The sequence below is a fragment of the Geitlerinema sp. CS-897 genome, from assembly GCF_028368005.1.
GTDB lineage: Bacteria > Cyanobacteriota > Cyanobacteriia > Cyanobacteriales > Geitlerinemataceae > Baaleninema > Baaleninema simplex.
In genome coordinates, this window is sequence record NZ_JAQNCQ010000267.1 from 1 (window position 1) to 11069 (window position 11069).

The 11069-nt window shown below is 50.3% G+C and carries 11 protein-coding genes, 1 tRNA gene and 1 pseudogene; 9 read left to right on the forward strand and 4 right to left on the reverse strand.

Translation table 11 applies throughout. The features are described 5' to 3' along the window. Window positions 1–141: 141 nt before the first annotated feature. On the reverse strand, window positions 142–921 hold the full coding sequence (locus POG22_RS16910) for a class II aldolase/adducin family protein (RefSeq protein ID WP_498906544.1): 780 nt from the start codon (window positions 919–921) through the stop codon (window positions 142–144). Window positions 922–988: 67 nt separating this feature from the next. On the opposite strand from POG22_RS16910, the gene POG22_RS16915 reads away from it, so the two are divergent. After that, a complete protein-coding gene (locus POG22_RS16915; RefSeq protein ID WP_498906546.1) occupies window positions 989–1876 on the forward strand; it encodes an AEC family transporter in 888 nt (295 codons plus the stop codon). On the opposite strand, the gene POG22_RS16920 is transcribed toward POG22_RS16915, so the two are convergent. Beyond that, on the reverse strand, window positions 1877–2671 hold the full coding sequence (locus POG22_RS16920; protein WP_498906547.1) for a prolyl oligopeptidase family serine peptidase: 795 nt from the start codon (window positions 2669–2671) through the stop codon (window positions 1877–1879). A 19-nt stretch (window positions 2672–2690) separates the two neighbouring features. Here POG22_RS16920 and POG22_RS16925 point away from each other — a divergent pair, with 19 nt between their 5' ends. Further along, entirely contained in the window at window positions 2691–3128 is a 438-nt protein-coding gene (locus POG22_RS16925; RefSeq protein ID WP_498906548.1) for a hypothetical protein, read from the forward strand. Window positions 3129–3463: 335 nt separating this feature from the next. Here the strand turns inward: POG22_RS16925 and POG22_RS16930 are convergent, their stop codons facing one another. Beyond that, the gene (locus POG22_RS16930) at window positions 3464–3787 is read right to left on the reverse strand and encodes a hypothetical protein (RefSeq protein ID WP_498906550.1); all 324 of its coding nucleotides are present in this window, start codon (window positions 3785–3787) and stop codon (window positions 3464–3466) included. A gap of 249 nt (window positions 3788–4036) precedes the next feature. On the opposite strand from POG22_RS16930, the gene POG22_RS16935 reads away from it, so the two are divergent. The 6 genes from POG22_RS16935 to POG22_RS16960 all read left to right on the forward strand — a co-directional run bounded on the left by POG22_RS16935 (window position 4037) and on the right by POG22_RS16960 (window position 9234). Next, window positions 4037–5506: a TldD/PmbA family protein gene (locus tag POG22_RS16935; protein ID WP_498906552.1), complete on the forward strand. Its 1470-nt coding sequence runs from the start codon at window positions 4037–4039 to the stop codon at window positions 5504–5506. Window positions 5507–5580: 74 nt separating this feature from the next. Further along, window positions 5581–6195 carry a Uma2 family endonuclease gene (locus POG22_RS16940; RefSeq protein WP_498906554.1) on the forward strand — a complete coding sequence of 205 codons (615 nt, stop codon included), beginning with the start codon at window positions 5581–5583 and terminating at the stop codon, window positions 6193–6195. 111 nt (window positions 6196–6306) lie between these two features. Next, complete coding sequence (locus POG22_RS16945; protein ID WP_498906555.1) at window positions 6307–6888, forward strand: Uma2 family endonuclease; 582 nt, start codon at window positions 6307–6309, stop codon at window positions 6886–6888. A gap of 5 nt (window positions 6889–6893) precedes the next feature. Further along, entirely contained in the window at window positions 6894–7475 is a 582-nt protein-coding gene (locus POG22_RS16950; RefSeq protein WP_498906556.1) for a Uma2 family endonuclease, read from the forward strand. A 32-nt stretch (window positions 7476–7507) separates the two neighbouring features. Beyond that, window positions 7508–8848, forward strand: a complete 1341-nt coding sequence (locus POG22_RS16955; RefSeq protein ID WP_498906558.1) for a TldD/PmbA family protein — start codon at window positions 7508–7510, stop codon at window positions 8846–8848. Between the two features lie 314 nt (window positions 8849–9162). Beyond that, window positions 9163–9234, forward strand: a tRNA-Gly gene (locus tag POG22_RS16960). Between the two features lie 10 nt (window positions 9235–9244). On the opposite strand, the gene POG22_RS16965 is transcribed toward POG22_RS16960, so the two are convergent. Further along, a complete protein-coding gene (locus POG22_RS16965; protein WP_498906559.1) occupies window positions 9245–10108 on the reverse strand; it encodes a sulfurtransferase in 864 nt (287 codons plus the stop codon). Between the two features lie 106 nt (window positions 10109–10214). On the opposite strand from POG22_RS16965, the pseudogene POG22_RS16970 reads away from it, so the two are divergent. Beyond that, window positions 10215–10349 (forward strand): annotated as a pseudogene (locus POG22_RS16970) (type II toxin-antitoxin system HicB family antitoxin); the annotation flags it as partial. Window positions 10350–11069: the final 720 nt, after the last annotated feature.

The window sequence follows — 11069 nt, forward strand, 5'->3', positions numbered from 1 at the left end:
CTCAACCGATTTTTCTCTAAGATGTCATTTTTACCCGAATTTTTCTTTTTTCTCGGTCTTAATCCCTAACCAACTCCCGACTAATTTCATCCCCTTCTCGTGCTACTTGGCGTACTACAAGTTGAAGTGCGGAATGTGAGGTTAACCGAGTAAATCGGGTTCTTCGCGAACGATTTTGTCATAGAGAGATTGAAAACTAAACCATCCCATAAAGGGGGTTCCGATTTGGCTGTGGGTGAGTTTGGCAGTGTCGAGATCGATCGCCACGGGAGTTCCCGCCGCTTCCGCTACCAGTTGCGACTGACAACACCGATCCATCGTAATAAACCACCACGCCGCCTCGTCTACTGAAAGTCCGACCGTCAACAAGCCGTGATTGCGGAGAATGGCAGCTTTGCGATCGCCCAAGGCTTCCCCAATGCGTTGTCCTTCACTGAGATCGAGGACGACTCCAGTATAGTCGTCAAAGAGAGCGTGGTCGTTGAAAAAGGCGCAGGCGTCTTGAGTCAGCGGATCGAGGAGACGACCCAAACTCGACCAAGTTTTCCCGTAAAGCGAGTGGGCGTGGGCGGCGGCGACGATATCGGGGCGGGCGGCGTGAACTTGGGAGTGGATGGCGAAAGCGGCGGCGTTAACGGGGCGATCGCCTTCGAGGATATCCCCGCGATCGTTGACTAACAGCAAATCAGACACGCAAATCTGTCCGAAATACATTCCGAAAGGATTCACCCAAAAGCGATCGGGAAATTCCGGATCGCGGGCGGTAATGTGTCCGGCGACGCCTTCATCGAAACCGTAGCGGGCGAAGAGGCGAAAGGCGGCGGCGAGTCGCTGCTTGCGGTGGAGGCGTTCCTCGGCGACAGTCTCGAAAACCGGCGGTTGGGGGAGGTTGGGTTTCTCAGAAATCGGCGTTTTTTGCATTTCGATCGCTCCTTACAATGCATCAAGTATCTGTCTGAAACCACGCCATCGTAAATCGCCAACTGCCATGAGTGCTATTTTATCCGCCGTTCTTCCCGTCGCCTGCATCGTCGCGATCGGCTTTTTCGTCGAGAAAACCCTACATCTCGATCGCGCCTCCCTTTCCCGTCTGACGCTGTTCGTCTTTTCTCCCGCCCTCGTCGCCGATGCCATTTACCGAATGCCCCTGACGGCGGAAAACGCAGCCGGGTTGTTCCTGGGATTTACCTTCGTCTACGTTCTACTGTGTATGCTGTCGTGGGGATTGGGGCGGCTGTTGCAGTTTTCCCCCACGGTTCAAAAAAGCATCGTCGCGACGACATCCTTTCCCAACACGGGGAATATGGGATTGTCAGTGACGTTTTTTGCTTTTGGCGAGGCGGGACTCGATCGCGCCGTGGTGGTTCTGATTATTTGTAGCATATTGGTATTTTCCACAGGGCCGGCGATTCTGAAAGGGGGCGGTGTTGCCAACGCGATTCGCTTTACGCTGAAGTTGCCGCTAATTTGGGCGATGCTGTCGGGGTTGTTGCTGCGACTGTTACCCTTCGATTTACCCTTCAAACTCGATGAAGGGTTGCACGTTCTCGCCCAAGGTACGATTCCGATGGCGTTGTTGTTGCTGGGAATGGAAGTCGCCAGTGCAAAAGTCCGGGTCACGCTGTATGAAGGGGCGGCGAGTTTGTTGCGTCTCCTGGGTGGGGCGATCGTGGCTTCTATCGTGGCGACGGCGTTGGGGTTAACGGGACTCGATCGACAAGTGTTGATTTTACAGAGTTCGATGCCTGCGGCGGTGAGTTCGTTTTTAATGGTAAACGAGTTTGGTGGGGACGGGGTGCGGACGGCGAGAGTGGTGATGGTTTCGACGTTGATGGCGTTCGTCACGTTGCCGTTAGTGTTGTGGGCGATCTCGTAATTACTGTCTAAAACGCTCGAAAAACTCAAACGCAGGACGTAATTGGCTTCCCCAAAATGCAAAATTATGTCCTGCCCCTTCAACCGCGTGATACTCAACGCGTTTTCCTAACCCCGCACTGACTAACGCTTGATAAAACCGATAACTTTGCGATTCGGGAACGATATCGTCAGCGGTTCCGTGGGATAAATAAAACGGCATTTGCCATTGAGAAACGCGACGTTGGGGGTTATCGCGTCCGGTCCAACGTTCGGGATATAGGTGATAGTCTCCATATACCGCCGTCATCAGGCGATCGTCCGTCATATTGTCTTGACTGAAATCTCCCGAAAAACTCGCTCCTGCTACAAATAAGCCGGGATTTTCTAATGCAATTAACGCGACGCCTCGACCTCCCGTCGAAAGACCGATTAACGTGTTGTGTTGACTGGGAACTAACAATCCATGTCGTTGCTGCATGGCGGGAATGAAATATCGTCTCATAAATTCGCCGCCGGGGATAGATGGATGCCATCGCATTTCGGTTTCGGGATAATAGGCACTTTCATAAAGTGTTTGTCCCATTTGCGGCAACAGCAAAATATAGCCATATTCGTCGGCGAGAGCTTGTAAATTGGTCTCGTCGATCCAACGAGATTTGTCGAAATTCCAACCGGGAAGCATCACCGCACAGGCTAAATCGCTGCTGTAGTTTTCGGGAACGTAAATATCGTAAGCAACGCCTTCGAGAGATAAGTTACGAGTCCAACCGACGTTGGCGTTAGCGATTTTGGGTTTGGATTCAGATTCAGGCATAGACGACGATAGATCGAGTTTGGATGCTGTTTCATCGCGAGTTCTACTCGTTTCCAAGAGGGATGGTGGCGTCACACTAGATTCGACAACATCGGGGGATGAAGTGAGGGTTGAAGTTGGAGTTGGTGCGGATTTTATGGTTGCTGACGGTTGCAGTGTTTTGCTGTTTTCGACTTTGACATTTGATGAGACGTCTGAAGTAGCTTCGGTAGAATTCGAGCAACTTGTTAAACTTGTTGTAAAAAAAAGAGCGGCGAATAAACTTAGAACTGTTAACTGGCTTGAGAATGAAGCCATAAAATCCAGTTTGTTAAATAGCCGAATTTTAATAAAATTCATTTTTTCGATTTGTAACGAACAAATAAAAGAAGTTGTGTCTCTTCCGAACCGGGCGTGTAGGGTAAAATGTTGTAATCTTCATCTGACAGTGAATTTCGCGGTTTTCAACCCCTTTTGAGTAACTTTATCTGAAAGTTTCGCCCAGTATGACGTTCAGCGATTTCTTATACAATAAAGGGTGCATCTCTGCTTTTGCAAAAACATGAGGATTTGAGGCTGAAATTCCTATTCTCTCGTGTAGATTTACATTTTTTAGATGCACCCTACAGTAAGTTCAGAAGAGCCGAAATTGTATCGATTCCCGAATCTTGACTAGAAATCTGGAAAAGCCTTTTCTCTCCATGTTTTGCAAATCGATCGATACTTATTTTCGAGCTTTTCATCTTTAGCTTTGAGAGAGCGTGCTTTTTCTTCCGTTGCCTTACCTGTTTTAGACAAAGCCCATAACACTATTTAAACGATTAATACAAAAACAAGGCTTAATTTTCCAGTTATGATACCATAGATCCCCAAAATATTCAGTAAGCTGAGAAGACCGATCTGTATCAGTGTTTGATACATATGACGACGAATGACTGTTTTAAAGTATTTTAGAGTATTCCAATTTTGAATGGAGCGAGTTTTAGAAACAAATAGTTGTAGATCCAGCATGGCAATTCCAAGGTTTATGAATGCAAGTCCAGCCAGTATTAAGAACAAGGTTTTTACACTCATTTGTTTTTGTTGACTATTTATATTGTTACGCTTGATTGTATCGATATAAGGTAACAAAATCATACAAAATTTATATTTTCTTTACATATAAGATCGAAAAGATAGATCGAGACGGTTTGTTTGCATTTATTAAGTAAGGTTCTTAGGGACTTGGCAACCAGCCCTGTAGAAAAATCAAAACTCAAATAACCCAAAATCGTTTGCGATCGCTCCTCAAGCCCCCCTCACAACTCTCAACTCTCACCCTTCGCTTCTGTCAAGAAACGTTACACTAGGTTAAGGAATCGTGAAATCAGACGAAATACGTTATATATGCCACCCACCGCGTTATTGACAAAAGGACTTCCCACAGTCTCACACCACGCCCCCATCGATCGCTTTGACGAAACCTGGCGTACCCCCCTCTCGATTCTACTGGGACTCGGACGCGCCGCTGGAGCAGATTTCATCGAATTTTTCCTCGAACGCACCAACTACATCAGTTGCATGGCGGAAGACGACGCCATCACCAGCATTTCGCCCCGACTCTCCACGGGGGCGGGGGTGCGCGTATTTCGCGGAAAAGCCGATTGCTACGTCAGCACCAACGACCTCTCCTTCAACGGCTTGAAAGCCGCCCTGGAAAAAGGCTTGTCCATCATGGGCTTGAGTCTTCCGGGTTCCAACGCCTACATCCCCGACATCAACTTGGAACTGTTGCGGGACTACGCCACCCGCAAAAATAAAGAAGGCTGGTTAGCCGATTGCAGTTCCATGCGGGAAATGAGCGACGTTCTTCTCGCCGCCAACGACACCCTCAGCCGCAAAGCCTCTCACGTACAATCCCGACGGGCGGCGTATTTCCGCGATTGGCAAGAAGTCCTCGTCGCCGCCAGCGATGGCGTGTTCGCCCGCGATATCCGTCTGACGCAATCCGTCGGATACAGCTTGCTTTGCGCCGACGGCGACAACCGTTCCTCCATCAGCCAACGAGTCGGCGGAAGCAGCAACCCCGCGTTTCTGCGGACTTGGGACTACAACGCCACCGCCGAGGAAGTGTCTGAAGCGGCGGGAACCATGATGTACGCCGATTACGTGGAGTCGGGACAATACCCGATTATCATGGCGAATTCCTTCGGCGGCGTGATTTTCCACGAAGCCTGCGGACACCTCCTCGAAACGACACAAATCGAGCGGGAAACGACGCCGTTTTTAAATAAAAAAGGTCAGAAAATCGCCCACGAAAGTCTGACGGCGTGGGACGAAGGACTGTCTGACGGCGAGTTCGGTACCATCGATATGGACGATGAAGGAATGCCCGCCCAACGGACGCTGTTGATTGAAAACGGCGTGTTGAAAAACTTCTTATCGGACCGGGCGGGTTCGGTTCGGACGGGACATCCACGCACGGGAAGCGGTCGCCGTCAAGGGTACACTTACGCCGCTGCCTCTCGAATGCGGAATACCTACATTGCACCGGGCGATTATTCGGTAGAAGATTTGTTCGCGTCGGTGGACAAAGGTATTTATTGCAAACGCATGGGGGGCGGAAGTGTCGGCCCCACGGGTGAGTTTAATTTCGGTGTTGAGGAAGCTTATCTTATCGAAAATGGCAAGATTACGAAGCCGCTGAAAGGGGCAATTCTCATCGGAGAAGCGACGGAAATTATGAACAAGATTTCTATGTGTTCTAAGGATGTGGAATTGGCACCGGGTTTCTGTGGTTCTGTCAGCGGTAGCGTTTACGTTACGGTGGGACAACCCCATATTAAAGTCGATTCGATTACGGTTGGCGGTCGATAAATCAGTTGGTTTGGGCGTCCTCTTTAGGTCGCCCGCCCCACGGTTTTGACGGGATTTTTTGAGGGAAGTTGAAGATGGCTCTCAACGTGCGTCAGTTGACGGTGGACGAGTATCACCGCATGGCGGAAGTGGGAATTCTTAACCCTGACGAACGGGTGGAATTACTCGATGGAAAAATCCTGAAAATGAGTCCGATTGGAGCGAGACACGCGGCGTATGTTCATCGAATCACTAAACGATTTATCCAATGGTTTGGTGAGAGAGCAAGCGTCAGCGTTCAAAATCCAATTATTCTCAACGAGTTTTCCGAACCTCAGCCGGATGTGATGCTCTTACGATTTCGCGAGAATGACTATTACGACGCTCTTCCAACGGCTTCAGATGTATATCTCGTTGTTGAAGTTGCTGAGAGTACGTTGGAGTTCGATCGCTCGGAAAAACTTCCCCGTTACGCCCTTGCTGAAATTCCCGAAGTGTGGATCGTTGACACCAATGCCGATCGAATTGAAGTGTATCGAAATCCCGTCGAGGGAAAATACCAAAGTTCCCAAATCCTAAAACGGGGCGATCGCATTTCAATTTTGGCGTTTTCCAATCGAGAAATCGAGTTAAATACACTGGCTCTTCCGACATTGGTATGTGAGGTAAATGCCTGTAGCCTCGATCTGGAAAGGGATTTCGCGATTTGAGTACCCTTTTTATACAGTTTAGTGAAAACTCCTTCCCTGTAAGGGTTTCAGCTATTTTTTGCATAGTAAGTTCAGAAGAGCCAATACACTTCTATTTGAGGAGTAATTTCGATGGCTCAAGTTAAGGTTCTCAATCCGATAAAAGTTCGCCTGTTGACGGTGGAAGACTACCATCGCATGGCGGAAGCGGGAATTCTTCACCCAGACGAACGGGTAGAATTACTGGATGGGGAAATTCTTCAAATGAGTCCGATTGGAAGACGACACGCGGCGTATGTACTTCGGATTGCAAATCAGTTGAAAGATGAATTGGGTTCTCGAACGTTTATCGACGTTCAAAATCCTGTGGTTCTCAACGATTATTCCGAACCTCAACCGGATATCGTTCTTTTACCTCCTCGCGAAGATTTTTATATCGAAACGGGGGTTTTAGCATCGGATGTATATTTGGTTGTTGAAGTTGCTGAGAGTACGTTGGAATTCGATCGCACTGAAAAACTTCCCCGTTACGCTCTCGCGGAAATCCCCGAAGTATGGATCGTTGACACCAACGCCAATCGAATTGAAATGTATCGAAATCCCATTGAGGGGAAATACCAAAGTTCCCAAATTCTCAACCGGGGCGATCGCCTTTCAATTTTGGCGTTTTCCAATCGAGAAATTGAGTTGAATACACTTCTGTTTGAGGAGTAATTTCGATGACTCAAGTTAAGGTTCTCAATCCGATAAAACACCGTCAGTTAACGGTGGGCGAGTATCACCGCATGGGCGAAGTAGGAATTCTTCACCCAGACGAACGGGTGGAATTACTGGATGGGGAAATTCTTCAAATGAGTCCGATTGGAAGACGACACGCGGCGTATGTCGATCGCATTTCTAATTGGTTGATGCGCGAGTTTGGAACTCGAGCGATCGTCCATATTCAGAATCCCGTCGTTCTCAACGATTATTCCGAACCGCAACCGGATATCGTTCTTTTACCTCCTCGCGAAGATTTTTACATCGAAACGGGGGTTTTAGCATCCGATGTATATTTGGTGGTTGAAGTGTCGGATACCACGTTGGAATTCGATCGCACGGAAAAACTTCCCCGTTACGCCCTCGCGGAAATCCCCGAAGTATGGATCGTTGACACCAACGCCAATCGAATTGAAGTGTATCGAAATCCCATTGAGGGGAAATACCAAAGTTCCCAAATTGTGAAAAGGGGCGATCGCATCGCAGTTTCTGCATTTCCCGATATCGCCCTTGACAGTTCCCTTTTGTTGTTCGATTCCTAAAATCACAGCTCAGATTACCAGTTCAACGCAAGATGACAGACATTAACACCCTCGCCAGTCAAGTTCGAGATATCGCCGCTCAAATCGGCGTGAAAAAGTACGATATTTACGGTTCTAGTGTGGACGAAACTAGCGTTCAAGTCGATCGCGGCGAACCGAAACAAGTCAAAGCTTCCAATCGTTCTAGCGTCACGGTGCGCGTGTGGAACGGAAACAACACCGTTGGAATTACTTCCACGACAGACACCAACGCTCAAGGGTTGGAACTGGCGTTAAAAACCGCCGCTGAAGCCAGCGAATTCGGGGCGAAAGAACATATTCCCGATTTCAGCCCGGAAGCGACGAAACCTATCGAAAATACGAACACCGTTTGCGCCCCGCAAGCAGAAGTTTCGACGCTGATCGATCGCCTCGTGGATTTGGAAAAACAACTTCTCGAAGCACATCCGGCGATCGCCAGCGTTCCCTACAACGGCTTAGCCCAACGGGATCTCGATCGCTTCTATCTCAACAGCGAGGGCGCACTTCGCCACGAAGCTCACTCCGTCGCCTCGGTGTATCTCTACAGCAAAACGGAACAGGAAGGGAAAAAACCCCGTTCGGCGGGGGCTTATAAAGTCAACGTGGGTTTAGATAGTTTAGATGTGGAAGGTTGCTTGAAGGAGGCGGCGGAAAAGACGATTTCCCATTTGAACTATCAAAAGGTGAAAACCGGGAAATACCGCGTTGTCTTCTCCCCGGAAGCCTTTTTGAGCCTTCTCAACGCCTTCTCCAACCTGTACAACGCCCAAAGCATTCTCGACAACCGCAGCCTGTCGAAAGCGGATTCCTTGGGAAGTGCGATCGCCTCGCCGCTGCTGTCGGTATTCAACGACGCCTTACATCCGGAGAACGTGACGCCGAGTTACTTCGACGGCGAAGGAACCCCGACGCGACGGGTTCCCCTCATCGAAGCCGGGGTGTTGACGGGATTTCTCCACAGTGCGGGAACGGCGAAACGCATGAACGCCCAACCCACGGGACACGCCAACATGGGCGCGAAAGTCAGCGTCAGCCCCGATTTTTACCATGTTTTCGCCGCCTCGACTCCCTCAGACAGCTACAGCCTCGACACCGCCGAAAACGTCATCCTAATCGACGATCTCAGCGCGTTACACGCGGGCGTTAACGCTTTACAGGGGTCGTTTTCGCTTCCCTTTGACGGTTGGCTGGTGAACCAAGGCGAAAAAATCAGCGTCGATTCCGCCACCATCGCCGGAGACATCCGCGAGCTGCTGAAGTCGATTATTTACGTGGAACCCGAAGCCGAAGTCACTCCCGGCGGCGTTTGTCCCCGGATTTGGGTAGACGGACTCTCGGTGACGGGAGAATAGACGAGCTGTAGGGTGTCGTGACGCGGGTGGAAAAAGATGGTGGGTTGTCCGATCGATGTTGGCCGTTGGCCCGCCGCGTCACACACTTTTTACAGTGAACAGCCAACTTCTCACCTCCTCATCCCATCATCTCCTCATCATGTGCCTGTGGGGGCGGTGCGTGACAGATCGATCGGTCTCACGATCGACATTGTCCGAGTCACGCACCTTACGGGGAAAATCCAAAAAATTTCCCGAAAAGGTTGACACTCTCCAACAACTGTGTAAATATAGATAATACGCAAGCAAACACAAGCAGTTTGCAAAGCGGTTTTGCGGGTATAGCTCAGCGGTAGAGCGTCACCTTGCCAAGGTGAATGTCGCGCGTTCGAATCGCGTTACCCGCTTTTTTCGATATCAATCTGATTCGATTCCATCTAAGAAGGTTTGAATCGAGTTTTCGACTCGACACCATTCACTCCAACCCCCATTGTATAACTTGGCGGGTTGGAGTTCTGCTATATGGCGAGAGAGGATGTTGACGCAGGCGGTGACGCCAGAACCGCAGTAGACGATAACTTCTTCGGTATCGTCGAAGTCCTGCCAAAGCTGACGTTGGAACTGGGGCGATCGCGCTAAGCCGTCGTCGCTGGTGACAGTTTTCCAGGGAAGGTTAACTGAACCGGGAATCGAACCGGCGACGGGATCGATGGGTTCTCGTTCGCCACGGTAGCGATCGCCGTCTCGGGAATCCACGAGAAGCACCTTCGGCGAGTCTTTGCAGGCTTTCAGTTGTTCGAGATCGATCGCCGATTCGGAACGGGGACGCGCCTGAAACTGTCCCGGTCGGGGTTGGGGTAATTCCGTGGTGACGGGGTAGCCTCGGGCCAACCAGTGGGTGAGTCCGCCGTCGAGAATGGCGACGCGATCGTGTCCTAGATAGCGCAGAAGCCACCAAACTCGGGCAGAAAAAGCAAATTTCGAGTCGTCGTAGGCGACAACGAAGGTTTTTGAGGTGGTAATCCCGATCGCACTCAACTTTTTCGCCAATTCGTCGGGGTGGGGGAGGGGATGGCGTCCGCCGCGTTTTCCTACGGGACTCGATAAATCCCGTTCTAGGTGCAGGTAGAACGCACCGGGAATGTGCGAGGCGAGATATTTCTGATGTCCGAGTTCCGGTTCGGCCAGAGAAAAGCGACAATCGACAATAACGAGATCGCGATCGCCGAGGTGTTGCGCCAGCCAATCGGCGGAAACAAGGGGTGTTGGAATGTCTGTCATCGGTTCTGAACTCAATATCGATTCTTTTTCAGGGTATGAGATTCGAGAACCCGTTACAAACGTCTGTGGCGGTCAGTTCTGGCGTACAGGATAGAGGAAAACCCAAATGGCGAGTAAACTCAAGTATCAAATGGTCATCCAGTGGTCAGACGAGGACAATTGTTTTCTGGTCGGTTTTCCCGATTTTCCAGGTCAGCAGTGGCGCACCCACGGCGAAACCTACAAACGCTGCATCGCCGATTCGAGTCCGCGATCGCCGCGTATCCGAACCACCGTTTCTCAACGTCTGACGTATCGTTTGACGTATCCGAATCGTTTGAAAACTGCTGTAACAGGACGAAACCGCCGATTGTCACCAGAATCAACGCAACGACGATCGCCACCCCAACGAAAATGTGAGAACCTGGTTTTTGAGATTTCGGTTTCGGTGGCGGCGGTGTCGGCGTGGGAGAAGGGAAATCCATCTCGGGAGACCCCGTCGTACCGTGAGAATGGGAAAAGAGAAGGTTGGAGTACCCGCCAACGGCCACGGCGAACTCTTGATTCCAGTCCACCTTGTCTTCGCCGCTGCGACGACCGTAAACTCGCACGCGATCGACCCCTTCGATTTCTAAGTTGACGACTTTTACGCGCACTACATCGAGACATCTAGCGCGATCGGGAACGCTGTCATCGGATTCGAGGACGACGTGCAAGCACCCTTCTTTTAACGCCGTCTTCGATCGAAGTCCGTCGGATTTTAATTCTTGGTTTAACAGTGCGGAAATCGCCTTGGGATTCCCCTGGCGAGCCAGTTCGTGGAGTTGGGATGGAGTGGTCATAGATTTTTGGGTGAGGGCTGCCAAGCCTCTATCCCTAGCATACCGGATGACTCGATCTCGTTGGTTCGGGGAAGTTACGGAAATTCCTCTAGGACAGGGTTTCTGACGACGCGCGATCGGTGTTGGCGATCGCGCGTTCC

What these genes read in the sequence shown, in the direction of transcription:
- POG22_RS16920 (WP_498906547.1), bottom strand. Translation starts at nt 2,671, where the DNA reads ATGCCTGAATCTGAATCCAAACCCAAAATCGCTAACGCCAACGTCGGT.
- POG22_RS16950 (WP_498906556.1), top strand. Translation starts at nt 6,894, where the DNA reads ATGACTCAAGTTAAGGTTCTCAATCCGATAAAACACCGTCAGTTAACG.
- POG22_RS16955 (WP_498906558.1), top strand. Translation starts at nt 7,508, where the DNA reads ATGACAGACATTAACACCCTCGCCAGTCAAGTTCGAGATATCGCCGCT.
- POG22_RS16940 (WP_498906554.1), top strand. Translation starts at nt 5,581, where the DNA reads ATGGCTCTCAACGTGCGTCAGTTGACGGTGGACGAGTATCACCGCATG.
- POG22_RS16945 (WP_498906555.1), top strand. Translation starts at nt 6,307, where the DNA reads ATGGCTCAAGTTAAGGTTCTCAATCCGATAAAAGTTCGCCTGTTGACG.
- POG22_RS16915 (WP_498906546.1), top strand. Translation starts at nt 989, where the DNA reads ATGAGTGCTATTTTATCCGCCGTTCTTCCCGTCGCCTGCATCGTCGCG.
- POG22_RS16930 (WP_498906550.1), bottom strand. Translation starts at nt 3,787, where the DNA reads ATGATTTTGTTACCTTATATCGATACAATCAAGCGTAACAATATAAAT.
- POG22_RS16965 (WP_498906559.1), bottom strand. Translation starts at nt 10,108, where the DNA reads ATGACAGACATTCCAACACCCCTTGTTTCCGCCGATTGGCTGGCGCAA.
- POG22_RS16935 (WP_498906552.1), top strand. Translation starts at nt 4,037, where the DNA reads ATGCCACCCACCGCGTTATTGACAAAAGGACTTCCCACAGTCTCACAC.
- POG22_RS16910 (WP_498906544.1), bottom strand. Translation starts at nt 921, where the DNA reads ATGCAAAAAACGCCGATTTCTGAGAAACCCAACCTCCCCCAACCGCCG.